Annotated in this window: 16 protein-coding genes; 13 read left to right on the top strand and 3 right to left on the bottom strand. The window is 70.2% G+C overall.

The features are described 5' to 3' along the window. Position 1 precedes the first annotated feature (1 nt). The 5 genes from ABFY20_RS01830 (at position 2) to ABFY20_RS01810 (ending at position 6217) form a co-directional block, all read left to right on the top strand. The gene (locus tag ABFY20_RS01830) at positions 2-1564 is read left to right on the top strand and encodes a sugar ABC transporter ATP-binding protein (RefSeq protein ID WP_368498247.1); all 1563 of its coding nucleotides are present in this window, start codon (positions 2-4) and stop codon (positions 1562-1564) included. After that, entirely contained in the window at positions 1561-2574 is a 1014-nt protein-coding gene (locus ABFY20_RS01825) for an ABC transporter permease (RefSeq protein WP_368498246.1), read from the top strand. Before ABFY20_RS01830 ends, ABFY20_RS01825 begins: the two co-directional genes overlap by 4 nt. Then, on the top strand, positions 2571-3647 hold the full coding sequence (locus tag ABFY20_RS01820; RefSeq protein ID WP_368498245.1) for an ABC transporter permease: 1077 nt from the start codon (positions 2571-2573) through the stop codon (positions 3645-3647). The genes ABFY20_RS01825 and ABFY20_RS01820 overlap by 4 nt, the downstream gene beginning before the upstream one ends. Positions 3648-3869: 222 nt before the next feature. Then, on the top strand, positions 3870-5012 hold the full coding sequence (locus ABFY20_RS01815; protein WP_368498244.1) for an ABC transporter substrate-binding protein: 1143 nt from the start codon (positions 3870-3872) through the stop codon (positions 5010-5012). Continuing rightward, positions 5009-6217 carry a fumarylacetoacetate hydrolase family protein gene (locus ABFY20_RS01810; RefSeq protein WP_368498243.1) on the top strand — a complete coding sequence of 403 codons (1209 nt, stop codon included), beginning with the start codon at positions 5009-5011 and terminating at the stop codon, positions 6215-6217. Before ABFY20_RS01815 ends, ABFY20_RS01810 begins: the two co-directional genes overlap by 4 nt. Here the strand turns inward: ABFY20_RS01810 and ABFY20_RS01805 are convergent. After that, positions 6214-7275, bottom strand: a complete 1062-nt coding sequence (locus ABFY20_RS01805) for a LacI family DNA-binding transcriptional regulator (RefSeq protein WP_368498242.1) — start codon at positions 7273-7275, stop codon at positions 6214-6216. The two genes, ABFY20_RS01810 and ABFY20_RS01805, sit on opposite strands and share 4 nt — an antisense overlap. A gap of 153 nt (positions 7276-7428) precedes the next feature. On the opposite strand from ABFY20_RS01805, the gene ABFY20_RS01800 reads away from it, so the two are divergent. From ABFY20_RS01800 to ABFY20_RS01785, 4 genes are all read left to right on the top strand, one after another. Then, positions 7429-8640 carry a CaiB/BaiF CoA transferase family protein gene (locus ABFY20_RS01800; protein WP_368498241.1) on the top strand — a complete coding sequence of 404 codons (1212 nt, stop codon included), beginning with the start codon at positions 7429-7431 and terminating at the stop codon, positions 8638-8640. Positions 8641-8687: 47 nt separating this feature from the next. Beyond that, positions 8688-10097 (top strand): MFS transporter, encoded by a 1410-nt coding sequence (locus ABFY20_RS01795; RefSeq protein WP_368498240.1) that lies wholly within the window; start codon positions 8688-8690, stop codon positions 10095-10097. Next, positions 10094-10549: a MaoC family dehydratase gene (locus ABFY20_RS01790; protein ID WP_368498239.1), complete on the top strand. Its 456-nt coding sequence runs from the start codon at positions 10094-10096 to the stop codon at positions 10547-10549. Before ABFY20_RS01795 ends, ABFY20_RS01790 begins: the two co-directional genes overlap by 4 nt. A gap of 64 nt (positions 10550-10613) precedes the next feature. Beyond that, positions 10614-12191, top strand: a complete 1578-nt coding sequence (locus ABFY20_RS01785; RefSeq protein WP_368498238.1) for an aldehyde dehydrogenase (NADP(+)) — start codon at positions 10614-10616, stop codon at positions 12189-12191. Between the two features lie 65 nt (positions 12192-12256). On the opposite strand, the gene ABFY20_RS01780 is transcribed toward ABFY20_RS01785, so the two are convergent. Together ABFY20_RS01780 and ABFY20_RS01775 are read right to left on the bottom strand one after the other, a co-directional pair. Continuing rightward, positions 12257-14896, bottom strand: coding sequence for an excinuclease ABC subunit A (locus ABFY20_RS01780; protein ID WP_368498237.1), 2640 nt, complete (start codon positions 14894-14896; stop codon positions 12257-12259). Between the two features lie 173 nt (positions 14897-15069). Then, a complete protein-coding gene (locus ABFY20_RS01775) occupies positions 15070-15933 on the bottom strand; it encodes an SMP-30/gluconolactonase/LRE family protein (RefSeq protein WP_368498236.1) in 864 nt (287 codons plus the stop codon). Between the two features lie 116 nt (positions 15934-16049). On the opposite strand from ABFY20_RS01775, the gene ABFY20_RS01770 reads away from it, so the two are divergent. The 4 genes from ABFY20_RS01770 to ABFY20_RS01755 are packed head-to-tail and all read left to right on the top strand — an operon-like array spanning position 16050 to position 20108. Continuing rightward, positions 16050-17084 (top strand): LacI family DNA-binding transcriptional regulator, encoded by a 1035-nt coding sequence (locus tag ABFY20_RS01770; protein ID WP_368498235.1) that lies wholly within the window; start codon positions 16050-16052, stop codon positions 17082-17084. 9 nt (positions 17085-17093) lie between these two features. Continuing rightward, entirely contained in the window at positions 17094-18392 is a 1299-nt protein-coding gene (locus ABFY20_RS01765; RefSeq protein WP_368498234.1) for an extracellular solute-binding protein, read from the top strand. 4 nt (positions 18393-18396) lie between these two features. Then, positions 18397-19278: a carbohydrate ABC transporter permease gene (locus ABFY20_RS01760; RefSeq protein WP_368498233.1), complete on the top strand. Its 882-nt coding sequence runs from the start codon at positions 18397-18399 to the stop codon at positions 19276-19278. Next, a complete protein-coding gene (locus tag ABFY20_RS01755; RefSeq protein WP_368498232.1) occupies positions 19275-20108 on the top strand; it encodes a carbohydrate ABC transporter permease in 834 nt (277 codons plus the stop codon). The genes ABFY20_RS01760 and ABFY20_RS01755 overlap by 4 nt, the downstream gene beginning before the upstream one ends.

Genomic DNA, 20108 nt, shown 5'->3' with positions numbered 1-20108 from the left:
CGTGACCGACGTTCGACCGGGTGCCGCGACCACTGTCGCGGCACCCGCCGACGCCCTCCTCGTCGCGACCGAGCTCGTCAAGAGCTACGGTCCGGTGAAGGCGGTGCGCGGCGTGACCTTCCACTGCAACCCCGGCGAGGTGCTCGCGCTCGTCGGCGAGAACGGGGCCGGCAAGAGCACGGTCGCCAAGATGCTCGCCGGCGCCGTGACCCCCACCTCGGGCTCCATCACCGTCGGCGGCGAGCCCCTCGCCTCGGGCAGCGTGCGCCAGTCGCGCCTCTCGGGAGTGCGCTGCGCCTTCCAGGAGCTCGCACTCGTTCCCGACTGGACGGTGGCCGAGAACCTCTCGCTCCCCGACGGCGCTCCCCTGCGCGGCTTCTCGCAGAAGAAGGCCGTGGCGAAGTCGAAGGAGCTGCTCGCCGAGTTCCACCTCGGCCGCATCGACCCGCGCGCCGCCGTCGGCACCCTCTCGCTCGCCGACCGGCAGCTGGTCGAGATCGCCCGCGCCCTCGCCGGACGCCCCAAGCTCCTCATCCTCGACGAGGCCTCCTCCGCCCTCACCCCGCCCGGCGTGCAGTGGCTGTTCGAGCGCATCCGTGAGCTCACCGCCCGCGGTGGCAGCGTCATCTACGTCTCGCATCGTCTGGGCGAGATCGCCGAGATCGCCGACCGCGGCACGGTGCTCCGCGACGGCATGGTTGCGGGCGAGTTCACCCGCGGCTCATGGACCGACGACGAGCTCATCTCGATGATGGCCGGCCGCGAAGCCGAACGCTTCTTCCCCGACCCGCCCGAGCGCACCTCGGATGCCGTGGTGCTGTCGGTCGACAACCTCCGCAGCGAAGGGCTGCACGGGGTGAGCCTCGAGCTCGGCGCGGGCGAGATCCTCGGCATCGGCGGGCTGCAGGGCCACGGCCAGGCCGAGCTGCTGCGGGCCCTGTTCGGGGCCTCCCCTGCCGTCGCCGATTCGTGGACGGTGGGCGGCGCATCCGTTCGCCACGCCAACCCCGTGCGCTCGGTGCGCCGCGGGCTCGGCTACGTGCCCGAAGACCGCAAGCGCGAGGGTCTCGCGCTCGAGATGAGCGTGGGCGAGAACCTGCTGGCGCCCTGGTACAAGGCGTACCAGCTGGGCGGCCGGCCCCGGCTGTCGCAGGAGAGAGGGTGGATCGACGGCATCCTCACCGCGCTGTCTGTGCGCACCCGCGGCGCCAATGAGACCTCGGGCTCGCTGTCGGGCGGCAACCAGCAGAAGCTCGTGTTCGGGCGCTGGATGAACCGCGACCGCAGCGTCATCCTGCTGCACGACCCCACCCGCGGCATCGATGTGCGGGCGAAGCAGGAGCTCTACGGGGCGATCGTCGACCTCGCCCGGCAGGGCGTCGGCATCCTCTGGTTCTCGACCGAGGTCGAGGAGCTCGTGCACGTCTGCCACCGCGTGGTGGTGCTCTACCAGGGGCAGGTCGCCGACGAGCTCGTCGGCGACCGCCTCACCGCCGACGCCGTCGTCGGGGCCGCGGTCGGTGCGACCGGCGGCATCAATCTCGCCTCAGGAGGTGCGCAGTGAGCGCCGTCAGCCCCAGCACCGCCCCGGCCTGGTCGCGGTGGTGGAACGCCTCAGGCGTAACCCGCCTCCGCCGCGAGGGCGCCGTCGCGCCTGTGCTCGCGTTCGTGGTGTTCTTCGTCGTCTACGTCATCATCAACCCGGCGCTGCTCACCCGGTTCCAGCTGCAGACCGCGGCGAACCTCGTGGTGCCGCTCGTGCTGGTGGCACTCGCCCAGCTCGTCATCGTGCTGGTGGGCGGCATCGACATCTCCATCGGCGCCATCATGAGCCTCGCGAACGTCGTGTTCGCGGTGCAGCTGGAGACCATGCCGGTGCCCGTCGCCATCCTGCTCTCCATCGGGGTGGGGCTCGGCTGCGGCCTGTTCAACGGGTTCCTGGTGGCCTACGGCGGGTTGCCCGCCATCGCGGTGACGCTGGCCTCGGCGTTCATCTTCGGCTCCCTCGCCCGCGAAGTGCTGGATGCGCCGGGCGGCGGCGTGACGAAGGAGATCTATCTCGCCACGAGCGGCGAGCTGCTGCCCTACCTCCCGGTGTCGTTGGTGTGGCTCGCGGTGATCGCGGTGCTGCTCTGGCTGCTGCTGCAGCGCACCTCCCTCGGCCGCCACATCTACGGCGTCGGCTCGAACATGGAGAGCGTGCGGGCCGCGGGCCTGAACGCCAAGCTCACGAAGCTGCTCGCGTTCGGGCTGGCCGGCGTGCTCACCTCGCTCGGTGCGATGATGCTCGCGTCGTCGACCGTCACCGGCGACCCGCGCTCGGGCGACCCGTACCTGCTCTCCTCCATCGCCGCGGTGGCGCTGGCGGGGGCGGTGTTCACGGGTGGCCGGGGCTCCATCATCGGCACCATCCTCGCAGCCTGCACCCTCGGGCTGATCGGCAATCTGCTGTTCTTCGCCCGGGTCAACTCCTACTGGCAGTACGTCATCTCGGCGCTCATCATCGTGGCGGTCGTCGGCATCCCCGTCGTCTGGCGCAAGGTGGCGTTCCGCGTGAAGGGAAACCGCTCATGAGCACCGTCGCTCCTCCTGTCGGCAACGCGGCCGGCGCATCCGGCCCCGGCGGCTCGGGCTCCGGCTCCTCCGGCGCGGGGGACTCGCCCGACGGCTCGGAGCGCAACACCGGCGCCACCGGGCGCTCCACCTTCGGCAGCGTCATCGCCCGGGTGCCGCGCGCGGTGTGGCCGCTCGTGGCGTTCCTCGTGCTGTTCGGCATCGGCGGCATCATCAGGCCGAACCTCATCACCGTCGACGCGCTGATCGGCACGGCGACCTTCGCGATCATCCTCGCCATCGCCTCGTTCGGGCAGACCATCGCGGTCATCCAGGCCGGCATCGACCTGTCGGTGCCGAACACGATCGGGTTCTCGGCGCTGGCGTTCCTCACCCTGGTGGGGCCGCTCGGGCCGTTCGGGGCGTTCGTGGCGGCGCTGCTCGCCGGTGCGGTGATCGGCTTCCTCAACGGCATCGTCATCGCGAAGCTCGGGCTCACGCCGATCGTCACCACGATCGCGATGAACGGGTTGCTGTTCGGGGTGATCCTGCTGGCGTTCAACTTCTCCGAGCTCACGGTCACCCCCGACTTCGTCATCGCGATGACCTCGGCGAAGATCTCGGTACTCGGGCTGTCGATGCCCGCGGTGCTCCCGCTCGGCCTCGGGCTCATGCTCGTGCTGCAGCTGGTGCTGTCGTTCACCGGATGGGGGCGCTCGCTCTTCGTCGTCGGCTCGGCAGCCGAGACGGCGCGGCTTGCGGGGCTGCCGGTCGACCGCATCCGTGTAGTCGGCTACATGCTGAGCGGCGGGCTCGCCGCCTTCGCCGGCATCGTGATCGTGGGCTACTACCAGCAGGCCTCGGCCACCATGGGCGCCTCGTATCTGCTGTCCTCGGTGGCAGCGGTCGTCGTGGGTGGCGCGTCGATCTTCGGCGGCCGCGGCTCGGTCGTCGGCACCGTCGGCGGTGCGCTCGTGCTCGCACAGGTGTCGACGCTCGTGGCGGTGCTCAACCTCGGCGCGAACATCCAGCAGCTCATCTACGGGGTCATCATCCTCCTCGTGATCTCCCTCTACGGGCGGCGGCGGGCGTAGCCCTCGGCGTCTTGGTAGCGCGAAGTGCTCTCCCGGTCGCGGGAGGCAGCACTTCGCGCTACCGATTCCCGCTGCTTCTGGGCGAAGCGGATGCACTCGACCTCGCTGCGGTTGCGACACGTCACCTCCCGCGGCCTCGCGCCCATGCCATGAGCAGCTGCCATCTTTTTCCGTTAGAGTCGTTCGCGTTACCGTTAGCGCTAACGATCAAAGGAGATGGCAATGTTCAGGGGTCTGACCTGGGATCACCCGCGCGGATGGGCTCCCTTGCGCGCAGCGGCGGAACTCGAGCCCGGCGGCCCGCTCATCGAATGGTCGATCCAGCCTCTCGAGGGCTTCGAGGCCGCCCCGATCGACGATCTCGCCGAGCAGTACGACGTCATCGTCATCGATCACCCGCACCTCGGCGAGGCCGTCGCCTCGGGCGCGCTGCTGCCCCTCGACGAGCTGCTCGGCGATCGCCTCACCGCAACGCTCGCACCCGATGACTTCGTGGGTCCGTCATGGAAATCGTACACGTTCCAGGGTCACCTCTACGCCCTCCCGCTCGACGCCGCGACCCAGACGGCCGTCTCGAACTCCGAGCTCGTCGAGGCGTCCGGCCTGCCGCGCACCTGGCAGGAGGTGGTCGAGTTCGCTCGCGACACGCCGACCGCGCTGGGCCTCGGCGGCCCGCACGCTCTCATCACCCTCTACTCGATCGCCCTCTCGTTCGGCGCCGAACCGGGCCCGCGGGGCGAGCTGGACCAGGATGCGGTCGAGCAGGCGCTCGCCCTGATGACACGGATCGCGGGTGACCGTCCTGAGCTGGCGAGCCTCAACTCCATCCGCCTGCTCGACCTGATGGCATCAGGCGCCGGCCCTCACTACTGCCCGCTGGTCTATCAGTTCGTCACCTACACAGACCCCCGCGCTCCGCACCGGCTGCGCTTCAGCGACGCCCCCGCAGGGCCGGGCGGACGCCGCGGCTCGGTGATCGGAGGCACCGGACTCGCCGTCTCGGCTCGCTGCACCCCGAGCGCGGCACTGCTCGACCACCTGCTCCGGCTCGTCTCCGATGAAGTCCAGCGCGGGGTCATTCCGGCCCGGTCCGGGCAGCCGGCACGACTGTCGGCGTGGACTGATCCTGCCCTCGACGCGACCACCGACCGCTTTTACGCGGGCACCCTCGAAACCATCACCGGCTCGTGGTTGCGGCCTCGGCATACGGGTTTCCCTGCCCTCCAGAACCGGGTCTCGGCGGTGGTGCGCGACGCCTGCACTGCTGCGACCCCGATCGGCGTCGCAGCGGCCGACATCGTCGCCCTGCTCGCTGCCGACCCGTCGCCAGCCCCCGCACACCACACCCGGAAGGATCCGTCATGACCGTCCCCACCGCCCTCGACGCCGGCTCGACTCTCCCCGACGACGCCGACCGCGCCCTGCTGATCGGCCGAGCCTGGCTACCGGAGCTGCACGGTCCCTCCGTGATCGCGGTGCGCGGTGACGAGGCGGTCGACCTCACCGCGGTGTTCCCCACCACGAGCGAGCTGGTCGAACAGGCGACGGATGCCTCGGCCATCCGCTCCGTCGTCGCCGACGCCCCAACCGTCGCCAGCATCGCGGAAATGATCGCCAACTCCGCCGAACCGTCCCGTGACCCGAGCCGGCCCTGGTTGCTCTCGCCGCTCGACCTGCAGGCCGTCAAGGCTGCCGGTGTGACCTTCGCCGCCTCACTGTTGGAGCGGGTGATCGAGGAGCAGGCCGGCGGCGAAGCGGCGCGGGCAGCGGAGATCAGGGAGCGCGTGACCGGCATCCTCGGCGGTTCGTTGCGCAACCTCGTGCCGGGCTCGACCCGCGCCGAGGAGCTCAAGGCGGCGCTGCAGAGCGAGGGCCTGTGGAGCCAGTACCTCGAGGTGGGCATCGGACCCGACGCCGAGATCTTCACCAAGGCCCAGCCCATGTCGACCGTGGGCACCGGAGCGGATGCCGGCATCTACTCCCGCTCGACATGGAACAACCCCGAGCCCGAACTGGCCGTGGTGGTCGCGTCGACCGGCACGGTCGTCGGCGCCACGCTCGCGAACGACATCAATCTCCGTGACTTCGAGGGCCGCTCCGCGCTGCTGCTGTCGAAGGCGAAGGACAACAACGCCTCGGGGGCCGTCGGTCCGTTCATCCGGCTCTTCGACGAGCACTTCTCGCTGCCCGACGTGGAGACGGCCGAGGTGGCTCTCGAGGTGGAGGGCGCCGAGGGCTACACCCTGCACGCTGTCTCGTCGCAGGCGGAGTCGAGCCGATCGGTCGCCTCGCTCGTCGCGCAGCTGGTCGGGCCGCACCACCAGTACCCCGACGGCGCCGTGCTGCTGCTCGGCACGATGTTCGCGCCGACCTCGGACCGGTTCGAGGTCGGAGGCGGGTTCACGCATGTCGCAGGCGACCAGGTGCGGATCTCCTCGCCCCGGCTGGGCACCCTGAGCAACCGGATCGTCCACTCGGAGGACTGCGCGCCGTGGAGCTTCGGCGCGGGGGCGCTGCTACGGAACCTGGCCGCCCGCGGACTGCTCCACGGTGCGGCAGACGGACGCTAGGTGCTCGCGCGCAATGTGATGCGGTAGCCCACGTCGATCACCCGAGGCGGCACGGCGGGGTCGGCGATCTGCTCGACCAGGATGCTCGCTGCCTCCCGCCCCACCCGCGCGGCCTCGATGCTGACGGTGCTGAGGGCGGGTGTGATGGCGGTGGCCAGCTCGAAATCACCGAAGCCCGTGACGGCGATGTCGTCGGGGATGTTCCAGCCATGTCTGGCCGCCCCCAGAATCGCTCCGCTGGCGAGGATGTCGGTGGCGAAGACCACCGCGTCACTGTCGGGGAAACGCTCGCGCGCCAGCACCAGCAACTGCTCACCGGCCGCGAGCGACAACGGCAGACCGGCCGCGTCGACCACCCTGATCGCCTCGCCGGGGAATTCGCGCTCCCACACGCGCCGGAAGCCCGCGAAACGCTCTCGCGCACGCACATCACCCGCCTCGCTCGAGCCGACGAAGACGGGCCGGCGGTAGCCGCGTGCGAGAACGGCGTCGACCAAGTCGGCCATCGCGTCGTCGTTCGGGAAACCCACCAAGCTGCCGATCGGCGACTCGGTCCAGCCCCACGTCTCCACGATCGGCACGCCGGAGGCGGCCAGCATCCGCGTCGCCGCCGGAGTGTGCATCACCCCGACGAGCAGTACGCCGTCGGGCCGACGCCCCAGCAGCTTCTGCACGAGCTGCTCCTCCGTCTCCGGTGAGTAGTCGGTCACGCCGACGATCATCTGGAACCCCGCCGGGCCGAGCACGTCCCCCGCCGCCGCCATGGTCTCGGCGAACACCGACGTCGAGATCGACGGCACCACGGTGGCGATCAGGTTGCTGCGATTCGAAGCCAGGTTGGCCGCCGAGAGGTTCGGCACGTAGCCGATCCTCCGGATGGTCTCGGCCACTCGCTTGCGGGTGTACTCCGAGACGTCGGGGTGGTCGCGGATGACGCGCGAGACCGTCTGCGTGGAGACCCCGGCCGCCTGCGCCACGTCGGAGAGGGTCAGGCCCTGCGTGGCCGAGCGGCGGCGACGCGCTGACGGCGGGATCCAGGGGTCGTCGATCGGCTCCATGATCGCGTCCTCCCTGGCTGGTCGTGCTCTCCCGCTCGAGACTAGCAGCGCCCACTTTCTGCGAGGTCGTGATTGTGTTAGCGTCGTCGTTAGCGCTTCCGTTAGCGCTAACGACCGGCCCGTCGAGCGGGCCACCTGCACAGTGAGGTGACGATGAAGACTCTTGAGGGCATCCGGGTGCTGGATGTGTCGATCGCGATGTCGGGGCCCTTCGCCGCCCAGAAGCTCGCCGACCTCGGCGCCGACGTGGTCAAGGTGGAGCCCGTGACGGGTGAGTGGCAGCGCCACGTCTCCGCGGGTGGCGCCAGGGGCAACGAGGTCAACGCCTCGTTCCTCTCGCTGAACCGCAACAAGCGTTCGATCGCACTCGACCTCAAATCGGAGGAGGGCCGCCGCGTGGTCCAGCGCCTCGCGGCCGAGTCCGACGTCTTCCTTCAGAACTACCGCACCGGCGTGGCCGAGCGCCTCGGCGTCGACTACGAGACCCTGCGGGCCATCAACCCCGAGCTGATCTATGTGTCGATGTCGGGTTATGGAAGTACCGGCCCCTACGCCACCCGCCCCGGGCAGGACGTCATCCTCCAGGCCATGAGCGGTGGGTTGCGAAGCGCCGGGGTCCCCGGCGAGGCCCCGCGTCCCGCCCCGTTCTTCCTGGTCGACGCGTTCGCCGCCTACTCCGCCTTCGAGGGCGCGCTGGCCGCCCTGCTGCACCGCTTCCGCACAGGAGAGGGGCAGCTGGTCGAGGTGAACATGCTCGACGCCATCATCGCGGCTCAGATGCAGGAGATCTCGGTGCACACGGTGGGCGGGATCGCGCAGTCGACGGCCGAGGAGATCCACGCGCACTCCTACATCCGGGCGCCGTACGGGGTGTTCCCCACCGCGGATGGTTTCATCGCGCTCTCGTTCGCCGAGTCGGAGATGCTCGCCCGCGTCTTCGACGACGAGCGTTTCCTGCGCTTCGACATGGAGCGCGACGGCTTCGCTCACAAAGACGAGATCTCACGTCTCGTGCGGGAGGGTCTGGCCAGCGGCAGCACCGAGCATTGGCTCCAGGTGCTCACCGCGGCCGGAGCGTGGGTTGGCCCCGTCTACGGGTACGACGACCTGCTCACCGACCCGCAGGTCGTGCACAACGGATCGTTCGTGGAGTATGAGCACCCGACGGAAGGCACCGTGCGCACGCCGGGCTTCAACTTCCGGCTCGGCGCATCGCGCCAGGAGGTCACCCGGCCCGCTCCCCTGGTGGGTCAGCACTCCGGCGAGATCCTGGCGGAGCTCGGCCTCGAGCGCGCCGAGATCGACACCCTGATCGCCTCGGGCGTGGTGCGCCAGCACCCGAGCTACACCCCCTCGATCGTCTGACCGCACAGGGTCAGCCCGACATCGTCCAGAATCGCAAAGGAGCAGTCATGGATCAGCATTCACCCACCCCCTCGCCCTCACCGGGCTCCGCGGGCGTCTCGGAGGCCGGCGCCCGCCGCGCGGCCGCCGCCTCCGCCATCGGCAGCCTCGTCGAGTGGTACGACTTCGCGCTCTACGGCGCAGCCGCCGCCCTGGTGTTCAATCAGTTCTTCTTCCACGCCGACGACCCGGCGGCAGGCCTCCTCGCCGCGTTCGCGACCTTCGCGGTGGGCTACTTCGCCCGCCCCTTCGGAGGCATCGTCTTCGGCCACCTCGGCGACAAGATCGGCCGGAAGCCGGTGATGATGATCACGCTGACGCTGATGGGCATCAGTACGGCGCTGATCGGCCTGCTGCCGAGCTACGACGCGATCGGCTTCCTCGCCCCGGCACTGCTCGTACTCCTGCGCATCCTGCAGGGCCTCGGCGCCGGCGCGGAGTACGCGGGTGCGATCGTTCTCTCCTCGGAGTCGGCCCCGCCGACAAAGCGCGGCTTCTACGCCTCCTGGTCGGGCGCCGGCGTCTGGATCGGCTCGGCTCTCGGCCTCCTGACCTTCCAGCTCATGCTCGTGCTCACGGGCGACCAGTTCACCGTCTGGGGCTGGCGCATCCCGTTCCTGCTCAGTCTGGTGATGCTCGCGGTCAGCCTGTTCATCCGCAACCGGGTGAACGAGACCAAGCACTTCGAGAAGGTGGTGGGCGAGGGCGAGGTGCAGCGCATCCCCCTGTTCACCCTCTTCAAGACCGAGAAGCGCCGACTGGCGGTGGCACTCGGCTCGAACTTCATGCTCTCCGGCTTCTCCTACATCCCCCAGGTCTGGGCACTCAGCTACCTCACCAACAACATCGGGCTGGCCGCAGCGCTCGGCCTGGCGACCAACGCGATCGTGCTGCTCTCCGGCGCCGCCTTCATGCCGCTGTTCGGCCGGATCGGTGACCGCATCGGTCGGCGCAAGCTGTTCCTGTTCGGAACCGGCTTCGGCATCATCTGGGCGTTCCCCATGTTCATGCTGATCGACACCCGCCAGCCGGTGATCATCATCCTCGCCCTCGCCGTGTGCTTCGTCGGCGCGGTCGCCACCTGCTACGCCGCACAAGCCGCGTTCCTCACCGAACTCTTCCCGCCCGCCATCCGGTACTCCGGCGTCGCCTTCGCCCGCGAGGTCAGCGGCGCTCTGCTCGGGGGCACAGCCCCGCTGATCGCCACGGCGTTCTTCGCCGCGACCGGCCACTGGTATCTCGTGGCGATCTTCATGACCGTCAATGCGATCATCGCGATGGTGGCGGTGTACTTCTCGAAGTATTTCCGCTCCGACGCCGACCAGGGCGACGACACGCACTTCGACGCCGACACCACGGGATCGATTCGCGTGGTCGAGTCGCGCGGTCAGCGTGTAGCGAAGGCCGCGGCACGATGAGCACGGCGACCACCTCCGGCACCACCGATCGGTTCTTCGAGGAGTACCGCGTGGGTGAGCAGCACGAGTTCCCCGAGCGCGTCATCACCGCAATGGACATCGCCGAGTTCGCCGAGCTCTCCGGAGATCACCATCCCGCCCACACCGATGACGACTTCGCCGGCCCGTTATTCGGCGGCCGGATCGCGCACGGCGTACTCACCTTCGCCGTCGTGGTGGGCATGACCGTCGAGCTGAACGGGCACGCGGTGGCCTACGGCTACGACCGCATCCGTTTTCCCAGCACGGTACTCGCGGGGGAACGGATCACGGCAACTTCCGAGGTGATCGAACTGCGCGACCACAAGCGGCCGGGCATCGGCCTCGTCACGAAGCGCTACGTGGGCACGAAGTCCGACGGGTCGGTGGCGGTCGTGTGCGAGCACATCCTCGCCGTGCAGAAGAGACCGTGACGCCCCGGGGCCGCTTGCGCCCCGTCTTCCCGCCCCACCTCCGATTCCGACCGAGGAGAACCCCATGACCGTGACCGGACAGATGTACATCGCAGGGCGCCGAGAGACCGGAGCTGCTTCGTCGGCCGCCCGCCGCGCATACGACCCCGCACGCGAGACCGAACTCGAGCCCGCCTTCACCCTGGCCGACGAGGCCCAACTCGAGCGCGCCGCCGTCGCTGCCGCGGCCGCCGCGCGGGCCTTCCGGTCGACGTCGCCCACCGAGCGCGCCGCGTTCCTCGAGGCGATCGCCGCGCGGATCGAAGCTCTGGGCGACGAACTGCTCGAGCGGGCGGCGGCCGAGAGCGGTCTCCCCACCGCGCGACTCACGGGCGAGCGGGCCCGCACCGTCGGCCAGCTGCGGATGTTCGCTGAGGTCGCGCGAGCCGGAAGCGACGCCGACGCCGTGATCGACCCCGCCCGGCCCGACCGCACTCCCCTGCCGAGGGCCGATCTGCGGCGGCGCACGATCGCCGTCGGACCCGTGGCCGTGTTCGGCGCGAGCAACTTCCCGCTCGCCTTCTCGGTGGCGGGCGGCGACACCGCCTCGGCGCTCGCTGCGGGCTGCCCGGTGATCGTGAAAGGGCACGGGGCACACCCGGGCACCAGCGAGCTCGTCGCCGGCGCCATCACCGAGGCGGCACGGGAGACCGGCATGCCCGAGGGGGTCTTCTCGCTGCTGCTCGGCGACGGACCGACGATCGGGCAGGCCTTGGTGAGGCATCCGGCGATCGCTTCGGTGGCGTTCACGGGATCGCGAGGCGGCGGCCTGGCCCTCGCCGCCGCCGCTGCATCGCGCCCGGTGCCGATCCCGGTCTTCGCCGAGATGAGCAGCACCAATCCGGTGGTGCTGCTGCCCGGCGCGCTCGACGAGCGGGCTACCGAGATCGGCCGCGGCTACGTCGCATCGCTCACGCTCGGCAGCGGTCAGTTCTGCACCAACCCCGGGATCGTTCTCGGGGTTCGGGGGCCGGGCCTCGATGCGTTCGTGGCTGCGGCTGCGCAGGCGGTGGCGCAGACGAGCGATCAGACCATGCTCACGCCCGGCATCCGCGACGCGTTCGTCGCTGCGGGATCAGCCTGGGCCGAGGGCAGCGGAGCCCGCCGCGTGGCCGAGGGCGTCGCCGCATCCGTCGGAACAGCCGGCCGAGCTGCGCTCTACACCGTCGGCGCCGAGGACTTCCTGGCGGACGCCACGCTGCGTGAGGAGGCCTTCGGCCCGGCCGGTCTCGTGGTGCAGTGCGACGACCACGCCCAGCTCACCTCGGTACTGGAATCCCTCGACGGGCAGCTCACCGGCACTCTGCAGGGCAGCTTCCCCGACGACGCGCACGCGGCGCGGGCGCTCCTGCCCGTTCTCGAGGAGAAGGTGGGACGGATCATCTGGAACGACTGGCCCACGGGGGTGGAGGTCGGTGCGGCGATGGTGCACGGCGGACCCTTCCCCGCCACCACCGACAGCCGCTTCACCTCGGTCGGCTCCTCGGCACTGCGTCGCTTCTTGCGCCCGGTCGCCTATCAGAGCATGCCCGACGAACTGCTCCCCGACGCTCTGGCCGAACGGAACGCTTGGGGTATCTCGCGTCGCGTCGACGGTATCTGAGGTCAGTCTTCGAACCACTGACATTCACGTCGAGGTGTGCCGGGACGTCACGGACGGTTCTGCGCTCAGAGTCGACCGGCGGCCCCGAGCGCGGCGGCCAGGAACGGCGCCGTGACGCTCGGCTCCGCGGCAGCGACCTCGCGCGGCGTGCCCGCGGCCATCACGCGCCCGCCCGCGTCGCCCGCACCCGGGCCGAGGTCGATCACCCAGTCGGCCTGGGCCACCACCCGCATGTCGTGCTCCACCATGATCACCGTGTTGCCGCCGTCGACCAGCTGTTGCAGGTGCTCCAGCAGGCGGTCGGTGTCGGCCGGGTGCAGCCCCGAGGTGGGTTCGTCGAGCAGGTACAGGGTGTCTCCGCGCTGCACGCGACGCAGCTCCGACGCGAGCTTCACCCGCTGGGCCTCACCGCCCGACAGCTCGGTGGCCGGCTGCCCGAGGGCCACGTAGCCCAGGCCGACATCGAGCAGCGCATCCAGGTGCCGCACCGCCTCGGGGTCGCTGGCGAACAGATCGCGCGCGCGAGTCACGCTGAGCGCGAGCACCTCGGCGATGCTCAAGCCCTCGTACCTGATCTCCAACGTCTCGCTGTTGTACCGCGCCCCGTGGCAGGTGCTGCAGGGCGCGTGCACCGTCGGCAGGAAGAGCAGCTCGACCTCCATGGTGCCCTCGCCCTTGCACGTGGGGCACCGGCCGCTCGGCAGGTTGAACGAGAAGCGACTGGCGGCGTAGCGCCGCCTGCGCGCCTCGGGGGTCGCCGCGAACAGGGCCCGGATGCGGTCGAACAGCCCGGTGTACGTCGCCACGTTCGATCGCGGCGTGCGCCCGATCGGCTTCTGGCTGACCTGCACCACCCGCCGCAGCCGATCGGCCGGCCCGGATGCGCGCCCCACGGTAGCCGCGGGAGCCGGGGTGAGCAGCAGGTCGTCGGCAGGCGCATCCGGCGTCTTCTCAGCGCCCGGGCCGCCCGAACCACCCGTCCCGCCCGACCCGCTTGCCCCACCCTCACGCTCGTCGACCTCGCTCGCTAGGCTGGCGCGCAGCAGGTCGGGCACGGCCTGGTTCACCAGCGTCGACTTGCCCGACCCCGAGACTCCCGTGACCGCCGTCAGGCACCCCAGCGGGAACGACACCGACAGCCCCGCCAGGTTGTTGCGGGTCACGCCGCTGAGCTCCAGAACACCATCCGCGGTACGGGGGCCGGATGCACGGCGCTGCGTCGCAGAGGCGAGCTCGTCTCCGAACAGGTACCGGCGTGTCACCGATTCCTCGGCACCGCGCAGCCCCTCGAGCTCACCCGAGTAGACCACCCGCCCGCCCGTCGCGCCGGGGCCAGGGCCGATGTCGACGATCCAATCGGCCTCGCGGATGACGTCGAGCGAGTGCTCGACGAAGAACACCGAGTTGCCGCTGTCGCGCAGCCGGCGCAGGATGCCGAGCAGCGCCGTCGTGTCGGCCGGGTGGAGTCCCGCCGAGGGCTCGTCGAGCACGAACACCACGCCGAACAACTGCGAGAGCACCTGCGTTGCCAACCGCATGCGCTGCAGCTCACCCGTGGAGAGGGTGATCGTGGTGCGGTCGAGCGACAGGTAGCCGAGGCCGAGGTCGGTGATGGGGGCCAGGCGGGCCAGCAGCTCGTCGACGAGCCGCTGCGCGGCGAGGCGCTTCTCGGCGGGAAGCGGCGGCGCACCCAGGGGCTCCCACTCGGGGCGGAGCGCGACGGCCATCAGCTCGGCCAGTTCGTCGAGCGGCATCGCGGCGACGTCGGTGACGCTGCGACCCTCGAAGGTCACCGCGAGGGCTTCGGGCTTGAGCCGACGGCCGCCACAGCTCGGGCACGGCACACTTCGCATGAAGCTCGACGCGCGCTCGCGCATCCTGGCGCTCTTGGAGTTGGCGAAGGTGTCGAGCACGTAGCGCCGCACCCCGAGGAAGGTGCTCATGTACCGCGGCGTGCGGCCGGCGGCGACGGCCTTGCGCACCTCGGCCGGCGACCGGTCGGTGAAGATGGGCACCTGCGGCGACTCGTCGGTGAACAGCGCCCAGCTGCGCTGCTCCTCGGAGAGCTCGCGCCACGGAACGTCGACGTCGTAGCCGAGCGAGATGAGGCTGTCGCGCAGCTGCTTGCCGTGCCAGGCGGTGGGCCACGCGGCTAGGGCCCCCTCGCGGATGCTCAGCGAGTCGTCGGGCACCATGAGCTCGAGCGGCACGTCGAACACCCGGCCGATGCCGTGGCAGGTGGGGCAGGCGCCCTGCACGGTGTTGGGCGAGAAGTCTTCGGCGAAGAGCATCGGCGCGCCGGGCGGGTAGGTTCCCACCCGGGAGAAGAGCATGCGCACCACGCTCGAGATGGTCGTGGCGCTGCCGACGGTCGAGCGGGCGCTCCCTCCGGTGCGCTGCTGCGGGAGGGCGACGGCCGGCGGGAGCCCGTCGATGGAGTCGACGTCGGCGACACCGACCTGGTCGATCAGCCGGCGGGCGTAGGGGGCCACCGACTCGAAGTAGCGGCGCTGCGCCTCGGCGTAGATCGTGCCGAAGGCCAGCGAGCTCTTGCCCGACCCCGAGACGCCCGTGAAGACCACGAGGGCGTCGCGCGGCAGATCGACGTCGACGTTCTGCAGATTGTGCTCACGGGCACCCCGCACCCGCACCAGATCGAATGGGCTTCGGGCAGGGCGGGGCTCGCGGGCGTCGTGTGCAGTCATCCCCTCCAGTCTGACCCCGAGCGCCGTTTCCGCACCGGGGAACCCTTCCCGCAGCAAGCGGCGGCGGGCCTGCACCCTCGACTGCGCGCAAAGTGCCCCCTCCGCGGCCGGGAGGGGGCACTTTGCGTCCGCTCGATGGGAGAGGATGCGCGGGGCAGGGGGCGAGGGGCGGCTCAGCCCGCGAACTCGAGCGTGGGAACCCCGGGGGTGGCGGCGGGGGCGGCGAACACGGCGCCCGCCGCGGGCTCGGCGTGGGCGGGGAGGCCCTCGCGGGAGGTGGTGATGTAGAGGGTGCGGAGGTCGGGGCCGCCGAGGGTGCACGAGGTGACCTGGGTGACGCCCGGCACCTCCACCACCTCGTCGAGCACCCCGTCGGCGTCGTAGTGGTGCACCGCGGAGCCGCCCCAGAGAGCGACCCACACCCCGCCCGCGGAATCGACGCAGAGCCCGTCGGGGCTTCCCGTCTCCTTCGGGACGACGACCCACGGCCGGCGCACACCGAGTGAGGCGTCGGCGCCCACCTGGAACACGTCGACCCGCTGGGTCGGGGTGTCGGCGTAGTAGGCGCGGGAGCCGTCGGCGGTGAAGCCGAGACCGTTCGAGATGGTGAGGCCGCCGAACAGGCGGGTGACCGCACGGTCGTCGCCGTCTACCTCGAGCCGGTACATGCTCGCCGCCCCCTCGACGATGCCGTAGGCGAGGGTGCCGCACAGAAGCCGCCCGGCCGGGTCGCAGGTGCCCTCGTTGAAGCGCAGTCCCTCCTCGACGACGGGCTCAGAGGCCCACTCATTCTCCCCCGCCGCGTTCCACAGGGTGAACTCGCGCTCGGTCACTACGACGAAGCCCCCGGATGCTCGCGGCCGCACCACGCACGCCACCGGCGACCCGGTGTGCAGCCGGTCGACGCCGCCGTCGGCCCCGATCGTCAGCACGTCGCCCGCGAGCATGTCGACGAGCTTCAGCCCGCCCCACCCCTCGTGCCACACGGCGCCCTCGCCGTGGTAGGTGATGGAGTCGGTCAGCTGCTCTGCTCGCATGCGACAAGGCTATCGGCGCAACTCTTGACCTGCGTCCTAAACCGGTATAGGTTGATCGAGCTAAACCGGTATAGGGCTGACGGCCCGCGCCGGACTCGACGAGGAGGCAGGTGAAGGTGAGCAGGAAGCCGACCATCAGCGACGTGGCCCAGCAGGCCGGCGTCTCGAAGGGCCTCGTCTCGTTCGTCTTCAACGGCCGCCCGGGCGTCTCCGCGGGAACCCGCGAGCGCATCCTCACCGCCGCCGCCGAGCTCGGCTGGAGCCCGAACCCGAACGCCCGATCGCTCACCACCCGCACCGCCTACGCGCTCGGGCTGGTGGTGCTGCGCGACCCCACCATCATCGGCTCCGACCCCTTCTTCCCCGCCTTCATCTCGGGCGTCGAGTCGGTGCTCGCCGACGCGGGGCGCGTCATGGTGCTGAGCGTCGTTCCCGACGAGGAACGCGAGCTCGCCACCTACCGCAAGCTCGCCGCCGAGAGCCGCGTCGACGGCGTCTTCCTCACCGACCTCCGCCACGCCGACCCACGCATCTCGCTGCTCGACGGCCTCGGCCTCCCCGCCGTCACGCTCGGCCGCCCCGACGTGCCGAGCGTCTTCCCCGTCATCGACCGCGACTACGGTCACGGCATCGACGCCGTGGTGGAGCGCCTCCGCGACCTCGGGCACGTGCGCATCGCCCACGTCGCAGGAGACGACCGGATGCTGCACGGCACCCGCCGCCGCGACCAGTTCGCCGAGGCGGTGACGAGCCGTGGTGGTGAAGCGGTCGTGGTCGCCGCCGACTTCTCCCCCGACGCCGGGGCGCAGGCGACGCACGCCCTGCTCTCCTCCGAGAACCCGCCCACCGCCATCGTGTTCGCGAACGACCCGATGGCCATCGCCGGCATGGCGGTGGCCCAGGAGCTCGGGCGGCGCCTCCCCGACGACCTCTCCATCACCGGCATGGACGGTTCGGAGATGTCGCGCTACCTCTTCCCCCCGCTCGCCACGGTCGGCAACGACCCGGCCGAGTGGGGGCGAGCCGCGGCCCGGTCGCTGCTCACCCTCATCGAGACCGGGGCATCCGACGATGTCACGCTCCCCGCCGCGGCCTTCATCCCCCGCGGTTCCATCGCACCACCACCGACGGTCGCACCGTCGACGAGATAGGAGACACCCGTGCAACGACGCACCCGCACAGCAGTCCTCGCCGCCACGGCGGCGGCAGCACTCAGCCTCACCGCCTGCAGCAGCGGCGGAGGGGGCGAGGCCTCCGACGCCACCACGGCGCGCGGCCCCATCACCATCTGGTACTCCAACAACGCCGCCGAGGTGGAGTGGGGCAAGCAGATGGTGGAGGCCTGGAACGCCGAGCACCCCGACGAGGAGATCTCGGCTCAGGAGATCCCCGCCGGCAAGAGCAGCGAAGAGGTCATCACCGCCGCGATCACTGCAGGCACCACCCCGTGCCTGGTGTTCAACAACCTCCCGGCCGCGACCGGGCAGTTCCAGAAGCAGGGCGGCCTCGTCGACCTGTCGTCGTTCTCCGACGGCGCTTCCTACATCGAGGAGCGCAGCGGCGCGACCGCCGACCAGTACAAGTCGGCCGACGGCGACTACTACCAGCTGCCCTGGAAGTCGAACCCCGTCATGATCTTCTACAACAAGGATCTGTTCTCCGCCGCCGGACTCGACCCCGAGAACCCCTCGCTGTCGACCTACGACGAGTTCCTCGCCTCGGCGAAGCAGATCGTCGACTCGGGCGCCGCCGACTACGCCATCAACCCCTCGCCCACCAGCGAGTTCTTCCAGCCGAACTTCGACTACATCCCGCTGTTCGCCGCGCAGACCGGCGGCCAGCAGATCGTCGAAGACGGCAAGGCGACCTTCGCCGACGACGCGGGCTACGCCGTGGGCGACTTCTGGCGCAGCGTCTACGCCGACGACCTCGCCGGCAAGGAGAAGTACGAGGGCGACGCCTTCGTCGACGGCAAGGCCGCCATGGCGATCGTCGGACCCTGGGCCATCGCCTACTACGGCGAGACCATCAAGAACTGGGGCGTCGTTCCCGTTCCCACCGAGAACGGCACTCCCGCCGACGAGACCTACACCTTCTCCGACGCCAAGTCGGTGGGCATGTACAGCTCGTGCGAGAACCAGGGCACCGCGTGGGACGTGCTGAAGTTCGCCACCAGCGAGGAGCAGGACGGTCAGCTGCTCGAGGTCACCGGCCAGATGCCGCTGCGCACCGACCTCGCCACCACCTACTCCGACTACTTCGCGGCGAACCCGTCGTACGAGGTGTTCGGCGACCAGGCGGCCCGCACGGTCGAAGACCCCACCGACCCGGAGGCAGTGGCCATGATGCAGGCACTCCGCGACGCCTACACGAGCGCGATCATCAGCGGCGACGGCGACGTGAAGAAGGCCCTCGACGACGCGGCGGCGAAGATCGACGGCCTCGCCGACCAGGGGTGATCGTATGAAGCGCCTCCTCGGCGCCCAGCCCATCGGCTGGCTGTTCGGTGCCCCCTACCTGGTGTTCGCGGCGGTGGTATTCGCCTACCCGCTCGGCTTCGCGGTGTACATGTCGTTCTTCGACTACTTCTTCACCGCACCCGGGGTCGACGTGGAGAAGCCCTTCGTGGGCTTCGACAACTACGTCGCCGTGCTCACCGACCCCGCCGTGCTGCAGTCGTTCGGCAACGTGCTGGTGTTCCTCGTCATCAACGTGCCGCTCACCGTGGTGCTGTCGATCGTGCTGGCCACCGCGCTGAACCGGGTGGTGCACCTGCGCACCTTCCTCCGGGTGAGCTACTACGTGCCCTACGTCACGGCGAGCGTGGCGCTGGTGGGGGTGTGGCTGTTCCTGTTCGGCGGCGACGGACTGGTGAACAACATCCTGGGGCCGCTCGCACCCGATCCGTCGTGGCTGGTCAACCCGACTCTCGCCATGCCGACCATCGCCCTGTTCGTCACCTGGAAGCAGCTCGGGTTCTACATCCTGCTCTACCTCGCGGCGCTGCAGAACGTGCCGCGCGAGCTGTACGAGTCGGCCTCCACCGACGGCGCCGGGGCAGTGCGGAGCTTCTTCTCCGTCACCGTCCCTGGCGTCAGACAGGCCACGGTTCTGGTGCTCATGCTCTCCACCGTCATCGGGGCGAACCTGTTCACCGAGCCCTACCTGCTCACCGGGGGTGGCGGCCCGAACGGTGCCTCAGCCTCGCCGGTGCTCATCATGTACCAGCGCGGCATCCAGCAGGGGCATCCCGGCTTCGCCGCCGCCCTCGGCATCGTGCTCACGATCGCCGTGCTCATCGTGGCGCTGCTGCAGCGCCGCTTCGCCGGAGGGAGAGACGAATGACCAGGATGCAGATCGCACTCAGAGCGGTCGTGCTCGGCCTCGGGGCGGTGGTCTTCCTCTTCCCCTTCTACTACATGGTGGTCGGCTCGCTCCAGGCCAGCCCCGACACCTCGGTGGCGGGCGCGTTCCCCTCGCCGGGGAACCTCACCACGCAGAACTACGAGGCCATCAACAGTCGCATCGATCTTCTGGCGGGCCTCGTGAACTCCGGCATCTTCACCGGCGGCGTCGTGCTGTTCACCGTGGTGTTCGGAGTGCTCGCCGGGTATGCGCTGGCGATCCTCACGTGGCGCGGGCGCGGGGCGACCTTCGCGCTGGTGCTGCTGGTGCAGGTGGTGCCGTTCCAGCTGCTCATGATTCCGCTCTACGTGCTCATCGCACGCAACTACGGGCTGAGCGACAACTATCTCGGCATGATCCTGCCCTTCGCCATCAACTCCACGGCGGTGCTCATCTTCAGGCAGTACTTCCTGCAGCTGCCGCGCGAGCTCTTCGACGCCGCGCGCATCGACGGGGCGGGTGAACTGAAGCTGCTCTGGCGGGTGGCCCTGCCGCTCGTGCGGCCGGCACTCGTGACGGCGGTGCTGCTCACCTTCATCGGGCCGTGGAACGAGTTCCTCTGGCCCTTCCTCATCACCAAAGACGCGGCGATGCAGCCGCTCGCCGTCTCGCTCGCCAACTACGTGACGAACGTGGCGGCCTCCACCGCCAACCCCTACGGGGCGGTGCTCGCCGGCGCTGTCGTGCTCGCGGCACCCGTCGTCATCCTCTTCATCGTCTTCCAGCGCCACTTCGTGTCGACCGACGTCGGCTCGGCCGTCAAAGGATAG

Source organism: Herbiconiux sp. A18JL235 (assembly GCF_040939305.1).
Classification (GTDB): Bacteria; Actinomycetota; Actinomycetes; order Actinomycetales; family Microbacteriaceae; genus Herbiconiux.
Note: the sequence above shows the minus strand (reverse complement) of the source record. Positions and strands in the feature narration are given on the sequence as shown.

What these genes read in the sequence shown, in the direction of transcription:
- ABFY20_RS01785 (WP_368498238.1), top strand. Translation starts at nt 10,614, where the DNA reads ATGACCGTGACCGGACAGATGTACATCGCAGGGCGCCGAGAGACCGGA.
- ABFY20_RS01805 (WP_368498242.1), bottom strand. Translation starts at nt 7,275, where the DNA reads ATGGAGCCGATCGACGACCCCTGGATCCCGCCGTCAGCGCGTCGCCGC.
- ABFY20_RS01790 (WP_368498239.1), top strand. Translation starts at nt 10,094, where the DNA reads ATGAGCACGGCGACCACCTCCGGCACCACCGATCGGTTCTTCGAGGAG.
- ABFY20_RS01815 (WP_368498244.1), top strand. Translation starts at nt 3,870, where the DNA reads ATGTTCAGGGGTCTGACCTGGGATCACCCGCGCGGATGGGCTCCCTTG.
- ABFY20_RS01760 (WP_368498233.1), top strand. Translation starts at nt 18,397, where the DNA reads ATGAAGCGCCTCCTCGGCGCCCAGCCCATCGGCTGGCTGTTCGGTGCC.
- ABFY20_RS01810 (WP_368498243.1), top strand. Translation starts at nt 5,009, where the DNA reads ATGACCGTCCCCACCGCCCTCGACGCCGGCTCGACTCTCCCCGACGAC.
- ABFY20_RS01780 (WP_368498237.1), bottom strand. Translation starts at nt 14,896, where the DNA reads ATGACTGCACACGACGCCCGCGAGCCCCGCCCTGCCCGAAGCCCATTC.
- ABFY20_RS01755 (WP_368498232.1), top strand. Translation starts at nt 19,275, where the DNA reads ATGACCAGGATGCAGATCGCACTCAGAGCGGTCGTGCTCGGCCTCGGG.
- ABFY20_RS01820 (WP_368498245.1), top strand. Translation starts at nt 2,571, where the DNA reads ATGAGCACCGTCGCTCCTCCTGTCGGCAACGCGGCCGGCGCATCCGGC.
- ABFY20_RS01795 (WP_368498240.1), top strand. Translation starts at nt 8,688, where the DNA reads ATGGATCAGCATTCACCCACCCCCTCGCCCTCACCGGGCTCCGCGGGC.
- ABFY20_RS01800 (WP_368498241.1), top strand. Translation starts at nt 7,429, where the DNA reads ATGAAGACTCTTGAGGGCATCCGGGTGCTGGATGTGTCGATCGCGATG.
- ABFY20_RS01775 (WP_368498236.1), bottom strand. Translation starts at nt 15,933, where the DNA reads ATGCGAGCAGAGCAGCTGACCGACTCCATCACCTACCACGGCGAGGGC.